Consider the following 19,575-nt stretch of genomic DNA (forward strand, 5'->3'; position numbering starts at 1 on the left):
TCAGAAATTCTACTCAACACTCAGCAGCTTTTCTCACTATTTCATCAACTGAACTCCTTTCGTCATGTATAGAGAGACTAAAAATTTAAACCCGAGATCCCCGCTTCCTTGTCGTCCCCGCGCAGGCGGGGACCCAGCGCACGCCGTTTGCAGCACGCTAAAAGTACGCTTAGACTTTCGTCTGCGCGCTTCTTCGCAGAATGATGAGAAAATAACAAAAAAAGTTAGCTTTTCCATAGCAATAGTGATTACGATAGTATTTCTTTTTTTAGAGGGCGTCGATATGCATAAAAAGGAAACATTTCCGCTCTATTTGAATGGTGATAAACGGGATTTTGAGGAAAACGCAGGTATTGGATGTTATGTTATTCTTTTCGGTTTCCAAGAGCGGGCCAGGCAGGTAGGTCAACCTTTTGATCAACTTCAGACGAAAAGCTATCCGCGGGCATGATCTCTATCTGGGGAGGATACCGCACAAAGATCATGCGATTGATATGGCAGCTATTTCAATAGGGATGGGCTGCCCTAGTACTGACATTTATTTTGAATGAACTTATTTATTTAGGTACAAAACGTTTTTTACGAACAGGAACCGCCGGTTCTTTGCAACACAATGGATCAAAACCGGAGATGTCGTAATTGCTACGGGAGCCGCTTGGGATGAATATACTTCGCGCTGTTATGTGGACATCAGTTATCCGGCGCTTGCCTCCATTCTATGCTTAATGCAGCCCTTTCAGGAGCTAAGGCATTGAATTTAGAGTCGCACTCATGGGGCGGGTATCGTTCACACGAAAGATTCTTTGTATGTGCGTGAATTTGGTGTGTCGCACTTGAAAGAAAACGCAGAATATATGCAGCACTTGAAGGAGATAGGTGTGCTCGCTTCCGAAATGGAAAGCGCTATTATTTTTTTAGCACACTTATACGGTTATCGAAATTCCAAACAGTATCGAGAGCCCGCTGAGCGTATTAAAGCCAGCTCAATCCTCGCCTATTATGGGCGATGAAACGCCGCCCGTATAGACAGCAATCAAAAACGCATTAGTAAAGCTATCCAGGGAGCCCTAGCGCTAGTTCAGACAATTAAATTTCTGTATGAATCAGAAATGACGGATAACGATTTTTAAGTTTATTCCCCGCGGGTTTTTGCTTTGCGTTAAAATTTTTCAATTGCCCACCCTTTCCTTGAAAACTGTTTTGAGGAAAATAAGTAATCACCGTATTACCGACGCGCTGTAATTTACCCCGTTGGAAGAAAAGGTGGAAAAAGGATAATAGCTAAAGTTGATGTCACCGATCCGTCGGACTTTCCCGCCGTTGCTGGAAGCACTCGAACAAGTGCTTCGATAGTGGGGGTTAATGACAAAAGGTAGGCTGTTATTATTCGCAGAGAATTTCTGCCCCTAAGAATGGGCATTCGAGAAATAGGTCGCAGAGGCGCAGGGATAATAACTCACCTGAATGCCGTTAGCTGCAGCGATTTTACCGCCATTTCCATTAGGCGCCGACGCGGGATAGTATTTAATGGACAATTTCTGAGTGGATGGCGGTACTTATTCTTTTCAAATGATCTTACCAAGACGGATCAATGCCTCCTGTTTGGGGTCATTGGACGTAACCGATTCTAAGTAACCGTACGTATTCACTCGAAAAGAGACATCCTTTGATTGAAGGAGGACCTTTTGTAAAAAACCGTAGCGATCAACCCGTTTACTCACTGCCATATCTGCCCAGGCGAGGGTGGTTAGCGTACTTAAAAAAATAACGGAAAAGATATTGAGTAAGTTCTTTCGTCGCATTCAAGTCTCCATTAGGATGTGAGCAGGGATCTATGATAGTACAAATATGAACCACATCCACGACACAGGATTGATAGAAACGGCATTGTTCTTGTGAAAAGCAGGAAGGTCAGACTATCGCTATTATTACAGGACGAGGGTTGAGTCGATACGGTATTTGGTGTTCAATAGGCCCCTTAACTCTATGAAATTACTGCGAGAGTGGCGGAATTGGTAGACGCGCTGGATTTAGGTTCCAGTAGGTTAGCCTGTGAGAGTTCGAGTCTCTCCTCTCGCACCACGAAAGAAAGTGGAGAAATTTTATGTCATCGATAGAAAAGTTAGGTGGATTAAAGCAACGATTAACAATTACAGTACCGGCTGAGGAAGTGAGTAAAGCCTATAAAAGCCGTTTAATTAAGGTGGCTCGAACCGCGAAGATACCTAAATTTCGGCCTGGGAAAGCTTCTCCCGCCGTGGTTGAGAAGCTTTACGGCAAGGCCATTCTTCAAGAAGTTGGTAGCGAGCTGATCCAATCCAGCTTGCGCGAAGCGGTTGAGGAAAACCAATTGCGAGTGGCTGGAGCGCCTGACATCGAAATGGACAGAATACTTCGTGGGGAACCTTTTAAATACGTCGTTAACCTTGAAGTTTATCCCGAAATTATTCTCCAATCGCTCGCTGGAGAGACGATAGAGCGAATGCAGGTCGAAATTACCAAAGAAGACCTCGATAAAATGCTGGAGGCTCTGCGCAAACGGTACGCAGAGTGGAAAGAAGTGGATCGCCCTGCAAAGGCAGACGATCGCGTGATTATCGACTTTGAAGGCATGTTGGATGGGAGGCCGTTTGAACGCAGCAGGGCCAAGGATTTCCAATTAGAATTGGGCTCAAAGTACATGATCGCCGGCTTCGAAGAAGGTATCGAGGGCATGAAACCGGGTGAGAGTAAAGCGTTAAACGTTACCTTCCCGCCTGATTATTCCAGTAAGGATCTCGCTGGCAAAGCAGCTGTGTTTAACATTACTCTGCAAAAGGTCATGGCTCCTGAGCTCCCTGTGGTTGATGAGCAGTTTGCTGAGAGGATGGGCATTAAAGAAGGCGGTTTAGAAGCCCTTCGCCAAAAAATCAGAACAAACATGGAAAAAGAAGTTCGCCATAATACAGAAAATAAGCTTAAAATGGCTGTGTTAGATAAACTTATCGAACGTAATTCCATTGAAGTACCAGAATCGCTAGTAGAAGCGGAAATTGGCCATCTTCAACAGATGACACGCCAGCAAGTGGCAATGCAAACTCATAAGCCGGAGGAAGCGAAAAAGATGGAACTGCCACGAGATCCCTATCGGGAACAAGCGACCAAACGAGTGAAGTTGGGGTTATTACTGGCCGAAGTCGTCAAACAGCACAAAATTAAGGCAGATCCCGAGCAACTGCGAGCACGGGTAGAAGAAATGGCTGCTTCTTGTCAGGACCCAGAGAGGGTGATTTCCTGGTATTATAGTAATAAGCAAATGCTCTCGGAGATCGAATCGGCTGTTCTTGAAGACCAAGCAGTTGCTCAGTTAATCAGTGAACTTGAAGTGAAAGATCAAGCGATTCTCTACGAAGAGGTAGTTAAACAAATACAGCAATAAGGTGGAATAATGAGCGTTTTAGTTCCTATGGTTGTCGAGCAAACTTCGCACGGCGAGCGAGCCTATGATATTTATTCGCGTCTTTTGAAAGACCGGATTATTTTTTTGGTAGGGCAGGTGGAAGACCACATGGCTAACCTGGCTATTGCGCAAATGCTGTTTCTGGAGTCTGAAAATCCTAGCAAGGATATTAATTTATATATCAACTCCCCCGGAGGGGCCGTAACCTCAGCGATGGCAGTTTATGACACCATGCAATTTGTTAAACCTGATGTACGAACATTGTGTATCGGGCAGGCGGCGAGCGCCGGTGCCTTATTACTGGCTGGAGGAGCTAAGGGTAAACGTCATTGCCTTCCTCATTCATCGGTGATGATTCATCAGGTATTAGGGGGTTATCAAGGTCAAGGAACGGACATTCAAATTCACGCAAAACAAACGCAGCGGGTGAGTGATCAATTAAATCAGATTTTAGCAAAGCACACAGGTAAAGATATCGAAAGAGTAGAAAAGGACACCAATCGCGATTATTTTTTAACGCCCGAAGAAGCGGTGGAATATGGTTTAATCGATTCTATATTTACACAACGCCCCTAGTATTGAAATAAATAAGCTCTGTCCCAATTTGCTATATATATAAGCGAGGTGAAATTTAATGAGTAGTGATGAGAAGTTGCAAATTTTGCATTGTTCGTTCTGCGGCAAAAGCCAACACCAAGTCCGAAAATTGATCGCAGGTCCGGCTGTTTTTGTTTGCAACGAATGTGTCGATTTATGCAATGATATTATTCGCGAGGAAGAAATAGCTCAAGCAGGAGGTGCGCAAAAAAAATTACTTACTCCCCAAGAAATTCACCGAATGTTAGATGAATATGTCATCGGACAGGAATTTGCAAAAAAAGTATTATCAGTCGCCGTTTACAATCATTACAAGCGGTTAGGTAATCAAACGAAGAGAGATAGTGTTGAAATTAGTAAAAGTAATATATTGCTGATTGGACCAACAGGGTCAGGAAAAACATTATTAGCACAGACATTAGCAAAAATTTTAGATGTTCCTTTTGCGATTGCTGACGCCACCACTCTGACGGAAGCAGGTTATGTTGGTGAAGACGTCGAAAATATCATTCAAAAATTGTTGCAAAAATGCAATTACGATGTGGGAAAAGCAAAAAGCGGTATTATTTATATTGATGAAATCGATAAGATTGCTCGTAAGACGGACAGCCCCTCCTTAACGCGCGATGTTTCTGGCGAGGGTGTGCAGCAAGCTTTGTTGAAATTAATTGAAGGAACAGTTGCCTCAATACCACCGCAAGGGGGCAGAAAACATCCACAACAAGAATATTTGCAAGTGGATACTTCTAATATTTTATTTATTTGCGGCGGCGCTTTCGCGGATCTTCATAAAATTATTCAACGGCGTACGGATAAAAGCGGTATCGGTTTTGCTGCGGAAGTTCGTCCGAAAGAAGATTTTTCTCGAGAAGCTTCCAAATTAATTAAACAAACAGAACCGGGCGATTTAATTAAATATGGTCTCATCCCCGAGTTTGTGGGCCGATTGCCTATCATCACCACATTGGAAGAATTGGATGAAGATGTATTAATGCGCATTTTGACTGAGCCTAAAAATGCATTGGTTAAGCAATATCGCAAACTGTTTGAATTTGAAGGTGTGGAAATAGATTTTCGAGAAGATGCGTTAAAGGCAATTGCAAAGCGGGCTATTCAACAAAAAACGGGTGCGCGCGGGTTGCGCTCAATTGTGGAACATACCTTGCTGGATTTAATGTACGATCTTCCTGCGGTAGCCGCCGGATTAAAAAAAGTCGTGATCGATAGTGGGGTTATTCATCAGGCTTCGCCGCCTATTTTTATTTATCATCATGAAAAAACTTCTCGTAAGGTGGCTCAAGAATAATTTAAGGAACACCATGACTGAACTAACCATTAAAAAATTGGAATTACCATTACTCCCTTTACGTGATGTCGTTGTTTTTCCTCACATGGTAATCCCATTATTTGTTGGTCGTGCAGAATCAGTTAAAGCGCTTGAAGTTGCAATGGAAGGCGATAAACGGATTTACCTTGTCGCCCAAAAAGATCCCAATAGAGATTCCCCCGAACAAAAAGATCTTCACGAGGTCGGTTCTATTGCCATTATTTTACAATTGTTACGATTGCCTGATGGAACAGTTAAAGTTTTGGTTGAAGGTTTGGAACGAGCGAAGTTATTGCGATTAGAGAAAAAAGAAAATTATCTGAGTGCCACAGTTGAACTTTTAGAAGAAGAGAAGAGTAAAGGCGGTGGAACTGATATCAAAGCATTAGTTCGCACTGTGTTGGGTCAGTTTGAAAAATTAACAAAAATCAATAAAAAAATTCCTCCTGAACTTTTGCCTTCCTTGGCCAGCATTGAAGACCCTGGACATTTGACGGATAGCATAGCGGCACATATAACTGTTAAATTGGATGCGCGACAAAAAATACTGGAAACAATTGCTGTTAAAAAACGTCTTGAATTACTACAAGGCTTATTAGCGGAAGAATTGGATTTAGTCGAAGTCGAAAAGCGGGTGCAGGGTCGGGTACGTCAACAAGTCGAGAAAAGTCAACGCCAATATTATTTGAGTGAAAAAATTAAAGCGATTCAACAAGAACTCGGTGAGCTCGAAGAAAGCAGGCCTGTGGATGAGCAACAGCAGTTACTTGAAAAAATTGAAAAAGCAGGGATGCCAGAAGAAGCCAAAGAAAAAGCGATGGGCGAGTTGAATAAGTTAAAAATGATGCCGCCTATGTCGGCTGAAGCTACTGTGAGCCGGAATTATTTGGATTGGTTGTTGCAGGTGCCCTGGAAATTGCGTAGCAAAATCAGCAAGGATCTAAAACAGGCTCAAGAAATTTTAGAGACGGACCATTATGGATTAGAAGAAGTTAAGCAACGCATTATCGAATATTTAGCTGTTCAGCAGCGTGTGCGAAAATTAAAAGGTCCTATTTTATGTTTAGTGGGACCGCCCGGTGTGGGTAAAACGTCATTGGGCCAATCCATTGCTAATGCAACCGGTCGTAAGTTTGTACGCATTTCATTAGGCGGTATTCACGATGAAGCAGAAATTCGGGGCCATCGTCGCACTTATATAGGCGCTTTACCAGGTAAAGTTATTCAGAAGATGGGAAAGGCTGGCGTCCGTAATCCAATTTTTATGTTGGACGAAGTTGATAAAATAGCCGCTGATTTTCGTGGCGATCCCGCCGCGGCCTTGCTAGAAGTGCTTGACCCTGAGCAAAACAACGCCTTTAGTGATCATTATTTAGAAGTCGATTACGATTTGTCTGACGTAATGTTTATTGCCACTGCGAACTCGCTCAACATACCGCCGCCTCTCTTAGATCGAATGGAAGTTATTCGATTAGCCGGTTATACCGAAGAAGAGAAATTAAATATTGCTAAACGTTACTTGATTCCGCGTCAAATGAAGCAAACGGGATTAAAGAAATGCGAAATTCATATTTCTGACGGCGCTATTTACGAAATTATTCGCTATTACACGCGTGAAGCCGGTGTCCGAGCTTTAGAAAGAGAAATAGCAAAGCTTTCTCGCAAAGTGGTCAAAGAAATTTTGACGTTGAAAGAAGAGTTGAAACAGGGTAAAAAAGCGAAATTAATCAAGCAGCGTAAAATCACTATTCGCAATCTTGAAAAATATTTGGGACTGAAACGTCATCGTTTTGGCCTTGCTGAAGAAAAAGATCAAATCGGTCAAGTGACTGGTTTAGCCTGGACAGAATTTGGTGGTGAGTTATTAACGATAGAAGCGCAGGTGATGCCGGGAAAAGGAAAATCATTGCATACGGGGCGATTGGGTGATGTGATGCAAGAGTCCATTCATGCGGCCACAACGGTCGTACGAAGCCGGGGTTCGACACTCGGTGTTTCGGAAGATTATTTCCAATCGCACGATTTTCATATCCATGTCCCCGAAGGCGCCACACCAAAAGATGGCCCCAGCGCGGGGATTGGCATGTGCACCGCGTTGGTGTCGGCAATTACGCGAATCCCTGCGCGTGCTGATATTGCCATGACGGGGGAAATTACTTTACGAGGCGAGGTTTTGCCGATTGGTGGATTTAAAGAAAAATTGCTGGCAGCATTGCGGGGTAATATTAAACACGTTATCATTCCCGAAGAAAATAAACGTGAATTAAAAGAAATTCCATCCATCGTAACACGCGGTTTAAAAATCCATCCTGTCAAATGGATCGATCAAGTGTTTGAATTAGCGCTCACACGTATACCGGAAATTAAAGCCCCCGTAAAAGAGCCGCCGATAAAAACATCATTCAATAAATCGCGTAAAGAGGATCGGGATTCCCGAGCTCATTAGTTTATTTCATGTTAGATAAACAAAAACAATTGCAAGCTAATGTTTTTCATCTTTTAGAGCGAGAAAAAAAACGCGTTGATCAAATTGAAATTAGCGCGACAATAGAAACGGGTTTTTCAGTTAATGTCCGCCTTGGTGATGTGGAAACACTTGAACATCACCGTAAGAATTTAATGGATATTACTGTTTATCATCAACAGCGCACCGGTAATGCCAGCACCTCGGATTTGTCATTAGAAGGAATAGAAAGGGCTTTTGAAAAAGCGTCAGCGATGACTCAGTTCACTCAGGAGGATTCTTGTGCGGGATTAGCAGATGCGAGTCAAATGGCGAGGGATTATCCCGACTTGGCGCTTTCCCATCCGTGGAATATTACGCCGAAGCAAGCGATTAACTTAGCCATTGAATGTGAGGCACTGGCAAGAAATCATGACCCCCAAATTAAGCAGTCCGAAGGGGCGAATTTATCGACCTATCGCATTTTCACTATATACGGTAATTCTCATGGATTTTTGGGGTATTATCCTTTAACGTGGCATACGCTTGGTTGTGGGCTAATTGCCGAACGAGATCGCTTCATGCAACGTGATCATGATTATACGTTAGCCAGAGACCCAAAAAAATTGTCATCTATCAAAACGATTGCTAAACAAGCCGCAGAAAAAACCATTCGCCGCCTTGGCGCGAGGCGATTGTCGACGCGCCAATGCCCTGTTATTTTTAATGCGCCGATTGCTAGAAGTTTGTTAAGGTCATTTATTTCGGTAATTAGCGGCTCTAATTTATACCGCGGCACTTCGTTTTTGCAAAATCAATTGCATCAACAAATTTTCCCTGAATTCGTTTCTATTCATCAAGATCCCCATTTGCCAGGCGAAATTGGCAGTACACCGTTTGATGAAAGTGGTGTCAAAACACGAAAAATAAATTTTGTTGAAAATGGCGTGTTAACCCATTACGTGTTAGGAACCTATTCAGCGAAAAAATTAGCGATGGAAACAACGGGAAATTCAGGCGGAGTTTATAATTTATTTATCACGACCGGCGATAAAAATTTAACTGCTTTGTTGAAAGAAATGCAACGCGGATTATTAGTGACAGAACTCATGGGGCAAGGTGTTAACCTCGTTACCGGCAATTATTCACGGGGCGTTTTTGGTTTCTGGATAGAAAACGGTGAAATTCAATATCCTGTAGAAGAAATCACCATTGCTGGCAATCTCAAAGACATGTTCAAACAAATCCAACTCATCGGTAATGACATCGACCCTCGTGGCAACATTAAAACGGGTTCCATATTGATAGAACAAATGACTGTTGCAGGGGAATAGTTTAAGGTCTAAGCCTCTTCACCGAATTTATCATTAATTAACTTTTCGATGGCTTCCATCGCTTCTTTTTCATCTTCGCCGGAGACAGTTAATTCTATTTCAGCGCCTTGATTGGCAGCGAGGACCATGAGACACATAAGGCTTTTAGCATTTACTTTGCGGCCCTTGAAACGCACCCACGTTTCGCTTTGGTAGCGGAAGGCCAAATTGGTTAGTTTTATGGCGGCGCGGGCGTGTAGGCCGAGTTTGTTGATAATTTTAATTCTTTTTTGAATCATAGTTGTTTCTTGCTTTTCAAAAATGATCGTGGAAATGGTGCCTGGAGCCATACCCTTCAATTTTTAAACGGTGATTGCGTACCAATGTTTCGATAAGTAAAGGTAAATTCCTTCTTGGATGGATAGGAAATAGGATTTTAGGTACGTTGATACCTAAAATAATTTCACTTCGGTAAAAAGGATTAAGGGGGTCATCCAGCAGCGGCATTTTTTCTGGTTTAACGAGCGAGATTGATAAATGAACTTCATGTTGGTTTACGACTGCGTCGAGACCAAATAATTTATGGACATTGATAATGCCAATTCCCGTGATTAGAATGTAACCGTTTGTGACGGACGGACAAGAACCCATTAATTGTTTATTTTCCTGTTTAAGGTCCACGACGTCATCACACACTAGTTGGTGACCACGATCGATTAGCGCTAGTGATAGCTCGCTTTTGCCGATATTCGCTTCCCCCGTAATTAAAACCCCCATTTTATCAATAACGAGAAAATTCGCATGCCATGTTTGTTTGAGAGCCCCCGGGGGTTTCTCGGGGCTTTGATGAAGTGACATTAGCGGTGATCGCCTTTTTTGGCTTTGTACTTTGAAAGTTGATTTTCTAATTTATGCATCAGCAAATCGACTGTTTTATACATGTCATCCGATTCTGCCTGCGCGTTGATGGTGCTTCCCGGTAATTTAACATTCGCATCGACGATTTTTTTCAGTTTATTAATATGGAAGATGATGTGGATATTAGAAATTTCATCGCGACAAGGTTGTATGCGGTGTAATTTTTTTTTAGTGAGTTCGCGTAATGCGGGTGAAATATCCACCCCTTGGCCTGTCATTTGAATATGCATGATGTTTCTCCTTTACTGTTATGAAAAAATATTTTGACTTACTTTCGGAAAAAATTTGTAAACCTCAGCGCTCAATTCTCTCCAGTTTGTGTAGAAGCTAGGAGAGGTAAGCAGCGGTCCGCCCTAAATCAAATTCATCCCCCAAATAAACCGCTCGCACGTCTTTATTACGCAATATTTCGCCAGGCGTTCCGTGGGCAATGATAGCACCATCATTGACAATATAAGCGCGTTGGCAAATATCAAGGGTTTCTCGAACATTATGATCGGTAATCAAAATTCCAATTCCACGCTCACGCAATTGAATAATAATTCGTTTAATGTCAATGACAGAAATGGGATCAATGCCAGCAAAGGGTTCGTCCAGCAAAATAAATTTTGGGCCCATGGCAAGCGCGCGCGCAATTTCGACACGCCGTTTTTCACCGCCGGATAAAATGTAACCAGGAATATCACGCAAATGGTTAACGTGATATTCTTGCATTAATGATTCGCATTTTTCCTGACGTTGTTGTTTGGAAAGGTCGTTACGCAGTTGCAGTATAGCCATGATATTTTGCGCGACTGACAGTTTCCGGAAAATTGACGTTTCTTGAGGCAAATACCCGATGCCTAAACGTGCTCGTTTGTGCATGGGTTGAAAGCTAATATTTTGATCATCTAAAAAGACTTCCCCGCTCTCAGGAGTAATGAGGCCCACAATCATATAAAAACTCGTTGTTTTTCCGGCGCCATTGGGGCCGAGAAGGCCAACGACCTCATTGCTAATAGCTAATGAAACGTCTTTGACTACAGGACGGGATTTATAACTTTTTTGTAATCGTTTGGCGCTGAGAATAGCCATCATTGTTACTGCGGTTCTATCACCACGGTGGTATTGCCTTTACCATTAGGGAGTGTTGATATCACGGTTTGCTTTTTAACATCATACCAGATATGAGGCCCCGTGAGGATATTTTGTTTTTGTGTAACGCGAGCGTTTTTAATCAGTAATACCTGCGCTTTGGCTGGGAAATAGAGGATGGTCTCAGCTTCTGCATATAAACGTGCTTTTTGATTATCGGGCATCGTTGAGTAATGCGCCGGGTGGCCAATGGCTTTCAATCGTATGATTCGATTAGTGGTCGGATTATGATAGACGATCACTTTGTCGCCTGAGATCCAGGTAGTGCCTTGAGTGGCGTAAACATCACCGTGATAGAGGGTAATATGGTCAGGTCGACGGTAGATCACTTCTATCGCACGCACGTAGTAAGGTTTAAACTGATCACTGGACAAAGCAATGGCTAACAGGGGAAGCCCTGTTAGTAGTAGAAGCGCTATTTGGCTAAGAATTGTTTTTCCCCGCTGGTGGCTCGACTTCATAGAGACCTCGTGAATGCGATAAAAGATGTACTAATCCCTTTTTTAAATTAGACGCCATTCCAGTGGCTTTTATGACTGCATTAGGTTGGGTAATAATAGTAACGGGATCGTTTGTTTTAGCAAAAGAGCGGTCTGGGAAGAGGGTTAGCGTGCTAGTGGTAATGGTCGTTTCGGGCTTTGTCGGCTGTGGCGGTTTGTGGACTTTTACGTGATCCCATAAATAGATCTGTTTGATGCCTTGCTGACTCTTTCCGGAATTGGCGGTGATGTTCCAAGGGATGCGTTTATCCGTGTAAATAAGGTAATGAGGGCGGGTAAATTGAAACGAATTCTGGTAAGGAAAATGGATAATAAGTGGAGAGGCCAGGTGACTATGCAGCAGCCCTTCCTCATCGTATTGGTAGTAGTTCACATCGCGCATAAAAGCATTCGGCTGGTGGTTTAATTGCTCTTGGGAAGGCCGTTCGTCGGATGTTGTTGTCCGAAGGATCAGCAATGTAGAGAGGCACGCAGCGACGATTAATAACAAACTTATTTTCATATTTCGTGCCATCACTGCATTGTATCCTCAAAGGCAAGGCAAGATAAAATAAAATCACAGACCTCTCGTACTGCGCCCTGCCCCCCTTCTTTGCGCGTTTTCCAGTGCGCTTGTTGTTGCACAGCGGGAAGCGCGTTGGCAACTGCGATGGCGAGACCGACTTGTTGCATAATTGGTAAGTCGGGCAGGTCATCGCCGACGTAGGCGACTTGCTTCTCATCGAGCTTTAGTTGGCTTAGTAGCTTTTTAAAAGCGATGCGTTTGTCGGGTTGACCCTGGAATACGTGCTGAATGCCTAATTCAGTAGCTCGTCTTGAAACAGCTTTGCTTTTGCGGCTGCTTATAATTGCTACTTCAATACCCGCCTTTAATAACTGTTTGATTCCAAGAGCGTCGTGTACATGAAAAACTTTTAAAATTTCTCCACGCGGGGAATAGAGCAATCGGCCATCGGTGAGAACACCATCGACATCAAGGATTAATAATTTAATGTGGCGGGCTCGTTCTTGTCGGTCAGCCGTTGTTTGCATGCCTAGATAACTCCGGCTCGCAAAAGGTCGTGCATATGGATAACCCCCACAGGAGAGGCGTCGGTATCCACGACCACAAGCGAAGTAATCTTGTTCTGCTGCATCATTTTGAGGGCTTCAGCCGCTAAGAGTTTAGGGGGAACGGTGATGCTATTTTTAGTCATGACTTTTTCAATAGGCGTGCGATGAATATCGTATCCCTTATCCAAAGTGCGACGTAAATCACCGTCGGTAAAAACCCCCAATAATTGGCCGGAATCGCTAACGACCGTGGTCATGCCCAAACTCTTTTTGGTAATTTCAACTAACGCTTCGTCCAACAAGCAATCGGGTTTGACAATAGGCATTTTATCTTTAGGGTGCATCAGATCAGCGATATGAAGCAACAGGCGACGACCAAGAGAACCTCCCGGATGGACACGGGCGAAGTCGTCGGCGGTGAAACCCCTGGCTTCCAGAAGAGCAATGGCTAGCGCATCTCCCATAACGAGCATTGCCGTTGTACTTGACGTCGGAGCCAGCCCGAGGGGACAGGCTTCTTGCTCAACGCTGACGTCGATAACCGTATCGGCGATCCGCGCTAATGTGGATTGCATTTTTCCGGTGAGGGCAATCAAGGCGACACCGAGCCGTTTGAGCGTGGGGAGAAGGTTGATGATTTCTTGAGTCTCCCCCGAATAGGAAATAGCGAGAGCGACGTCTTGCGGCGTGACCATCCCCATGTCGCCATGGCTTGCCTCGCTAGGATGAACGTAAAAGGATGGCGTACCGGTGCTTGCCAACGTGGCGGCAATTTTTTTGGCGATATGACCCGATTTGCCAACGCCGAGGACAACGACACGTCCTTTACAATTAAAGAGCGTATTACAAGCCGTTATAAACTTTTCATCAATGCGCGCATGCAAGGATTGAATCGCTCGCAATTCCGTTGCGATGACTGCTTTTCCTAACGTATAAAAATTCTGATTGTTTGACATAGAAATAATGAATCAATGTTTGAGTTTCGGTATTATAAGTCAAAATTATGAATAGAGTCACCGGATTTTATGAGCACTAAAATTCTAGGTAAGGTTAGCATGAATTGGTGGATGGATTATGATGATATTAAGATCAAGGATGAAATGACACTATGGATAAGTTAATCATTGTTGGTGGAGTGCCTTTAAATGGGTCAATCCGCATATCCGGTGCGAAAAACGCTGTCCTTCCTATCCTAGCGGCAACTTTGTTGATTGAAGAACCCGTCCTCTTAAGTAACATCCCTCATTTGAACGACGTCACTACCATGATCGAATTGCTGGGGCGCATGGGGGCTCAAATTACCATCGATGAGCGGATGAGTATCGAGGTAGGTTGCTCGCAAATTCAAAACGTCCATGCTTCTTATGAATTAGTAAAGACCATGCGGGCTTCAATCCTTGTTTTAGGTCCTTTATTGTCCCGTTTTGGAAAGGCTGAAGTTTCTTTGCCCGGGGGGTGCGCGATTGGATCTCGCCCAGTTGACGTTCATATCGATGGGATGCGGGCGTTAGGGGCGGATATTGAGTTAGTAGATGGGTTCATCCATGCGACCGTTGAAGGTCGTTTAAAAGGCGCTGAGTTGAATTTGGGAAAGATTACCGTTACAGGCACAGAGAATCTCATTATGGCCGCCACTTTGGCCGAAGGGCAAACTATTATTCATAATGCCGCTTGTGAACCCGAGGCCCAGGATCTCGCCAATTTCCTTAACAAAATGGGGGCTAGAATTTCGGGGGCAGGAACCGATACAATCGTTATTGATGGAGTTGATCGATTATCGGGTGGTAATTATAGCATTTTGCCGGATCGGATTGAAGCCGGCACTTATCTCGTGGCGGCAGCGATGACACGCGGGCATGTGAGGATCAGAGATGTTTTGCCTAAAACGTTAGGTGCCGTTTTAGAGAAACTCCACGAGGCGGGTGCACGCGTTAAAATTGGGGGAAATTGGGTGGATCTAGATATGCAGGGCCGCCGAGCTAAAGCTGTCGATATCGTGACAGCACCTTATCCGGAAATGCCAACGGATATGCAAGCGCAGTTTATGGCGCTTAATGTCGTGGCCGAAGGTCAGGCTGTTATAACAGAAACCATTTTTGAAAATCGCTTTATGCACGCCCATGAATTGCAACGAATGGGAGCAGATATTAAATTGCAAGGCAGTAAAGCCTTTATTCGCGGCAAAGAAAAATTAACGGGTGCGCCGGTGATGGCTACGGATTTACGGGCATCTGCTGGTTTGGTACTCGCCGGGCTTATGGCCCGTGGCAATACCATTGTCGATCGAATTTATCACATTGATCGCGGGTATGAATGTATTGAAGAAAAACTGGCGCAATTAGGCGCCGAAATTCGTCGCGTGTCTTCCCATGTGTATGCGGCTCGCTGTGCTGCTCAAAAGAGGTGGTTGTAAATTTGATGAGTCGAACGCTAAAAGTAGGGATCGTGCTCCTCGCCGCGTTTTTTCTTTTGTTATTTATTTTTTTATTGATCGCTCATCTTTCTGGATAAGGAAGCGGAATGGGTGGTCAATCAGCTTTATGGACGAAATGAGAAAGGAATCGTTAAAGGGATGGAACCTATTCAACACGCCCATTCCAATTTGTCTGCTTTGCTTATTATCCACAGTTATTTGGGATCACCAGATATATTTCGTGACATTGCTAATAATAAAAAAATTAACGCTAAAGTTGATGTTTATCTCCCATGATTACCCTACGAAGGCAGAAATTTGAAAACGGTTTCGAAATATTATAATAATAAATTAACAAGTGATTATTTGAAAACCTATATAAATAAATTATCGTCTCATTATAAACATGTCGTGATTTTGGGATACTCCTATGGCGGTGCGTTTTTAATTAATCTTGCCCGAGAAAATCAATTGCCTAAAAATAGCCAGATTATCCTGTACCAACCCGCCGTTTTTATTAAGGGAATAGTTTTCCTTTGAATGTTTTATTGCATAACCTATTCGCTGTGGAGGAAAAATTGTAATTATGCGGCGATCGGATCTGAATTTCCCGGCAAAAACATCGCCGATAAAACAGCCACGGTATATATCGAAAATATGAAAAATTTGCTTTATATCGCAACGCCTGTAGTGAAGGAAATTCTTAAGCTGGATGATAATAGTCGAGCTTTTTTTAAAAAGATGTGTCCCTCGTTTTCAGTAATTATTGCTAAGGACGATTTACCTATTTTTTGCGAACAATTAAATGAAGTTTGTAGGGAAAATGATTGCTGTAAAATTTATACTTATCCATCTGGGATTCATTTATTGCATGGTAAATTTAAGGAAAATTTTGCGCATTTAATTACCGAATTGATCCATCAGAAAATATAGCAAATAACAATTAACGCCGTAATTCTAATTTTGAACTCCTCATTCTCGCCCCCTCGTTATCCCCGCGCAGGCTGGAGTCCCGGCTAAAAGGCTAAGAAAAGCACCATCGGTGTTTTTCTTAGCCTTTTAGCCGGAATTCTCCCGACTCGGCCGTGAAGGTTTTGTATGCTTCAATTAATACAGCAGATGCCCCCGCGGGAGGACGACGGGTTTTTAAGTTTTTCACGCTTCACCACGGGTGGGTAATGATAGAGGCCCCTTGTGTTAAGAAGCTTTGAAAGGAACAAGGTGAATGAAAGAGAAGCATCAACTTTACAGCCATTAGGGGTTTATGCTTAAGTTGACGCCTAGGCATTCTGCAGGCGGGAACCTATTGTCTTTCAGCGCACCGCACTCCGTGCACTGAAGTCCCACGTTTGCACGATTTTTTAGAGATTGAAGCTCGCCGGCTATCTATACAGGGATACATTAATTGGGATGAAGTGTTGGGGTTTTGTGTGGTTAAGTCGTACATTTGCGACAGAATGGCAGGAACGATCTTCCGTAACCGATTCCCGCCACACTATCACAAACATTCCTTAAAGACTCTTGCGAGATCCCTTCCCATGCTTCCCTGAGAAGTTTTCCTTTTGCCTTCGTGGGGCAATTTCAGGTCCGGCGCCTAAATAATAGCCAATTGTAGGGAGAAAAGGAAGTAGAGAAAGACTAGATCTCTTGTAAGAGATATCTCAAGATTGATTAGAGTAAAATCAATACCTCATTTAAAAAACGATGCTAAGGGGGTGAGCCTCACGTATTGTTTATCGGATTTGAGGAGGTTGTGTTCTTCGGCTGTCTCCAGCCAGCGCCCTAAAACAGAAGGCGATAATCCCGTTCCAGAAGGCGATAATCCCGTTCGTTTTGTAAAGAGTACCAGCGAGATAGGCTTTTGCAAGCGTAGCGCGTTCATCATAAATTCAAGAGGTAATTCATCAGGGTAAAGGGGTTGGCTGCCTTCCTTGAAGGTTTTTTAGAGTCCATGTAAAACCGGGGTTTTTTAATGTTCCAATAACGGGTAATTTTACCCTGAGCCGTTAATTTGCTGTGCGCATCTGCCCGAGGCCGAGATAATCGCCAAATTCCCAATAGTTGATATTGTGTTGGCAAAAGCGACCGTTGCGGCAGTAAGCAGAAACCTCATAGTGGACAAGCCCATATTTTCGCAACAATTTTTGGCCTTTTGACTGAATTTCCCAAATATAATCCTCCGTAGGAAGTGCAGGGGGCTATTTATAAAAAAAGGTGTTGGGCTCCAACGTTAACTGGTACCAAGAAAGATGAGTGGGTTCTAAATCAATGGCTATTTGTAAGTCATCGAGAGCCTCGTTAATTTTTTGATTCGGCAGACCGAACATCAAGTCTACATTAATATTTTCAAAATTCGCTTGTTTTGCTATCTTAATCGCTTGCTTGGACTCTTCTGCACTATGAATGCGCCCTAAAATTTTTAATTTATCATTTTGAAAACTTTGAACGCCAATGGATAAGCGATTAATGCCGATTTCCCGATAGCTCCTAAATTTGGTTTGTTCCACCGAGCCGGGATTCGCCTCTAGGCTAATTTCAACCTCCTTTTTTAAGAGGGATTCCTTTTTTATTTCCTCAAATAATTTTTGATAAGCGATTGGGGGGGATAAGCTCGGAGTTCTGCCACCAATGGGGATACTATGAATGGGACGCTTTTCAATTAAAGCTATTTGCTGTCTCAACTCATCAATCAGGGCGTCGATATAAGCTTCTTCAGGCAGATCTTGATGTAAGGCGTGTGAATTGAAATCACAATAGGGGTATTTGCGAGTGCACCACGGCATATGGATATAAAGACTAAGCGCGGAATAGCCGACATCGGCGTATTCTACTATCATAGCTCCTCCATCAACAGTTAGTTATAATAAAATTGCATATCAGGAGTACCATGAAAAAAACTCGTTATTTTTAACAGAGCTATCTTAACCTAGAGTGGGTTGTTTGATATCAAGGGGCTCTTCATTTGTGTTTTTCTAATGGGCAGAAGCGTCATTTTGAACGCATTCGGGGCGCGAGTTTGGGACTGTTATGATTATCCCTTTGTTGGATGAAGTTATAGTATTGCTGATATGCAAATATAGCGCGGGTATGGATGAACATGTGTTGGGCTTCCTAAAGAGGCTCATTGAGAGCGATGAAGAGATTTCAGTTACCGCTGAGCGTGAGTTGAAAGAAGAAGTGGGATACGGATCGGGCGATATGTCGGTCATTGCCGCTTACAGCGCCTCTTCTGCCTATTTGCATTCTAAAATGGACATTATTTTGTCAAAAGACCTTTACCGCGAAACGATGGTTAGTGATGGACCTGAGCCGTTAGAGGTGATTCCTTGGAAGCTTTCCCAGATGGAAGAATTGCTTGTCTATCCTGAATTTCATGAAGCGCGCAGTGTGGTCGTTTTATTTTTAGTGGAGCGGGATCAACGTGGACGATCATTGGTTAAAATCCCTTGTTTTATTAGCAAAAAAACCGCCGGTGAAATTTTGAAATATTTCGGATTGTCTAAACAAGACCTACGTGTCATGTAAAAAGAAGACCGCACACCGGTTACCGAAGCCGATCTTTCCGCGCATAAAATCCTTCAAAAAGGGCTAACCGCGTTAACGCCGACTATTTCCATTTTATCGGAAGAAGGCAAGATTTGCCATTTAATGCGGTGCGTCAGAAAAGGGAGCGATATTGGTTATTAGATCCTTTAGATTGGTACGCAAGGATTTATCGAGAATCGCGATGAATTCACAGTTAACATCGTTTTAATTGAGCGGCACGAACCCGTGATGGGCGTGGTTTACGCGCCCGTATTTGAGGTATGTGACTTAGCCTCTCCTGGAAACGGCGCTTTTAGGCAAGTCGCCGACGAAACGCTAACCCCTATTCAAACAAGAAAAATGGAAAAAGATTTGTTTTCTGTTTTATTGGGCTAATACTTAGGCTCGCCTACCAGAGTTATTTAACGCTATCTCCGGTTGTGAGATTGTTCGATTAAACAGCTCTTTAAGATTTTGTTGGATCGCGGAAGGAAAAGGCAATTTTTAGCCTCGCTTTAGCGAGACCAGTGAATGGGATAGGGGCAGGTCATTACCTTCTAAACGAGGCGGGCGGTGCGATGGGTAAATCGGAAAGAATTGCGATACAAGGAGAAGTATTCCCTTACGAACCCAGACCTTGTAGCGATCGGGTATGTGGCTCAAAAAGAGAAAGTATTCGAATTACTCGAAAGAACTCCATAACTAAGGTAACCTAATGAAAAGTGCCCCTCCTTAAAGAGGGCGTTATAATGCGCCAACATAGAGTTTCTATTTTTAAAAAAAGGAGCAGGGCCATGAAAGATATTAAAATACTTGGTGTTGGTATTTATTGCAAAAGGGGTTTTTCAACTGTGTGGGATTGATGAGTGGGGTAAGGTGATCCACACGAGAGGGGTTAGGCGCTCAATATGTG

General features: G+C 43.4%; 14 protein-coding genes, 1 tRNA gene and 8 pseudogenes. 13 read left to right on the forward strand and 10 right to left on the reverse strand.

The genetic code is table 11. The features are described 5' to 3' along the window. The first annotated feature begins 283 nt into the window (after positions 1-283). Positions 284-1,130 (forward strand): annotated as a pseudogene (locus OWO34_RS03495) (phosphorylase family protein). Positions 1,131-1,152: 22 nt separating this feature from the next. Here the strand turns inward: OWO34_RS03495 and OWO34_RS03500 are convergent. Beyond that, positions 1,153-1,802: pseudogene (locus tag OWO34_RS03500) on the reverse strand (hypothetical protein); the annotation flags it as partial. 195 nt (positions 1,803-1,997) lie between these two features. Between OWO34_RS03500 and OWO34_RS03505 the strand changes: the two are divergent. The 6 genes from OWO34_RS03505 (at position 1,998) to pmbA (ending at position 9,140) form a co-directional block, all read left to right on the forward strand. Next, a tRNA-Leu gene (locus tag OWO34_RS03505) sits at positions 1,998-2,082 on the forward strand. Between the two features lie 22 nt (positions 2,083-2,104). Continuing rightward, positions 2,105-3,418 (forward strand): trigger factor, encoded by a 1,314-nt coding sequence (gene tig / locus OWO34_RS03510; RefSeq protein ID WP_267256571.1) that lies wholly within the window; start codon positions 2,105-2,107, stop codon positions 3,416-3,418. A gap of 9 nt (positions 3,419-3,427) precedes the next feature. Next, the gene (gene clpP / locus OWO34_RS03515; protein WP_267256572.1) at positions 3,428-4,015 is read left to right on the forward strand and encodes an ATP-dependent Clp endopeptidase proteolytic subunit ClpP; all 588 of its coding nucleotides are present in this window, start codon (positions 3,428-3,430) and stop codon (positions 4,013-4,015) included. A 58-nt stretch (positions 4,016-4,073) separates the two neighbouring features. After that, positions 4,074-5,342, forward strand: a complete 1,269-nt coding sequence (gene clpX, locus OWO34_RS03520; protein ID WP_267256573.1) for an ATP-dependent Clp protease ATP-binding subunit ClpX — start codon at positions 4,074-4,076, stop codon at positions 5,340-5,342. A gap of 13 nt (positions 5,343-5,355) precedes the next feature. Continuing rightward, positions 5,356-7,809, forward strand: a complete 2,454-nt coding sequence (lon, locus tag OWO34_RS03525; RefSeq protein ID WP_267256574.1) for an endopeptidase La — start codon at positions 5,356-5,358, stop codon at positions 7,807-7,809. Between the two features lie 8 nt (positions 7,810-7,817). Then, positions 7,818-9,140 carry a metalloprotease PmbA gene (gene pmbA, locus OWO34_RS03530; RefSeq protein ID WP_267256575.1) on the forward strand — a complete coding sequence of 441 codons (1,323 nt, stop codon included), beginning with the start codon at positions 7,818-7,820 and terminating at the stop codon, positions 9,138-9,140. Positions 9,141-9,148: 8 nt separating this feature from the next. On the opposite strand, the gene OWO34_RS03535 is transcribed toward pmbA, so the two are convergent. The 8 genes from OWO34_RS03535 to OWO34_RS03570 form a co-directional block, all read right to left on the reverse strand. Beyond that, positions 9,149-9,418 carry an HPr family phosphocarrier protein gene (locus tag OWO34_RS03535; RefSeq protein WP_267256576.1) on the reverse strand — a complete coding sequence of 90 codons (270 nt, stop codon included), beginning with the start codon at positions 9,416-9,418 and terminating at the stop codon, positions 9,149-9,151. Between the two features lie 16 nt (positions 9,419-9,434). Next, complete coding sequence (locus OWO34_RS03540) at positions 9,435-9,977, reverse strand: HPr kinase/phosphorylase-related protein (protein WP_267256577.1); 543 nt, start codon at positions 9,975-9,977, stop codon at positions 9,435-9,437. After that, positions 9,977-10,267, reverse strand: coding sequence for a ribosome hibernation-promoting factor, HPF/YfiA family (gene hpf / locus OWO34_RS03545; protein WP_267256578.1), 291 nt, complete (start codon positions 10,265-10,267; stop codon positions 9,977-9,979). The genes OWO34_RS03540 and hpf overlap by 1 nt, the downstream gene beginning before the upstream one ends. Positions 10,268-10,364: 97 nt before the next feature. Beyond that, the gene (gene lptB / locus OWO34_RS03550; protein WP_267256583.1) at positions 10,365-11,111 is read right to left on the reverse strand and encodes an LPS export ABC transporter ATP-binding protein; all 747 of its coding nucleotides are present in this window, start codon (positions 11,109-11,111) and stop codon (positions 10,365-10,367) included. A gap of 5 nt (positions 11,112-11,116) precedes the next feature. Then, positions 11,117-11,632, reverse strand: a complete 516-nt coding sequence (gene lptA / locus OWO34_RS03555) for a lipopolysaccharide transport periplasmic protein LptA (protein ID WP_267256579.1) — start codon at positions 11,630-11,632, stop codon at positions 11,117-11,119. After that, on the reverse strand, positions 11,595-12,185 hold the full coding sequence (gene lptC, locus OWO34_RS03560; protein ID WP_267256584.1) for an LPS export ABC transporter periplasmic protein LptC: 591 nt from the start codon (positions 12,183-12,185) through the stop codon (positions 11,595-11,597). Before lptC ends, lptA begins: the two co-directional genes overlap by 38 nt. Next, complete coding sequence (gene kdsC / locus OWO34_RS03565; RefSeq protein WP_267256580.1) at positions 12,185-12,703, reverse strand: 3-deoxy-manno-octulosonate-8-phosphatase KdsC; 519 nt, start codon at positions 12,701-12,703, stop codon at positions 12,185-12,187. Before kdsC ends, lptC begins: the two co-directional genes overlap by 1 nt. 2 nt (positions 12,704-12,705) lie before the next feature. Continuing rightward, positions 12,706-13,680 (reverse strand): KpsF/GutQ family sugar-phosphate isomerase, encoded by a 975-nt coding sequence (locus tag OWO34_RS03570; RefSeq protein WP_267256581.1) that lies wholly within the window; start codon positions 13,678-13,680, stop codon positions 12,706-12,708. 152 nt (positions 13,681-13,832) lie between these two features. Here OWO34_RS03570 and murA point away from each other — a divergent pair, with 152 nt between their 5' ends. From murA to OWO34_RS03585, 3 genes and pseudogenes are all read left to right on the forward strand, one after another. After that, positions 13,833-15,137, forward strand: coding sequence for a UDP-N-acetylglucosamine 1-carboxyvinyltransferase (murA, locus tag OWO34_RS03575; RefSeq protein WP_267256582.1), 1,305 nt, complete (start codon positions 13,833-13,835; stop codon positions 15,135-15,137). 2 nt (positions 15,138-15,139) lie between these two features. Further along, positions 15,140-16,070, forward strand: a pseudogene (locus OWO34_RS03580) (alpha/beta hydrolase). Positions 16,071-16,479: 409 nt separating this feature from the next. Beyond that, positions 16,480-16,687 (forward strand): annotated as a pseudogene (locus OWO34_RS03585) (hypothetical protein); the annotation flags it as partial. A gap of 121 nt (positions 16,688-16,808) precedes the next feature. Here the strand turns inward: OWO34_RS03585 and hemW are convergent. After that, a pseudogene (gene hemW / locus OWO34_RS03590) lies at positions 16,809-17,955 on the reverse strand (radical SAM family heme chaperone HemW). A 51-nt stretch (positions 17,956-18,006) separates the two neighbouring features. Between hemW and nudE the strand changes: the two are divergent. From nudE to OWO34_RS03605, 3 pseudogenes are all read left to right on the forward strand, one after another. Then, positions 18,007-18,566 (forward strand): annotated as a pseudogene (gene nudE / locus OWO34_RS03595) (ADP compounds hydrolase NudE); the annotation flags it as partial. Then, positions 18,559-19,364: pseudogene (locus OWO34_RS03600) on the forward strand (3'(2'),5'-bisphosphate nucleotidase CysQ family protein). The pseudogenes nudE and OWO34_RS03600, both read left to right, overlap by 8 nt. Positions 19,365-19,456: 92 nt before the next feature. Continuing rightward, positions 19,457-19,575 (forward strand): annotated as a pseudogene (locus OWO34_RS03605) (IS110 family transposase); the annotation flags it as partial.

Origin of the sequence: Coxiella endosymbiont of Ornithodoros maritimus (assembly GCF_907164965.1) — a bacterium.
Taxonomy (GTDB): Bacteria; Pseudomonadota; Gammaproteobacteria; order Coxiellales; family Coxiellaceae; genus Coxiella.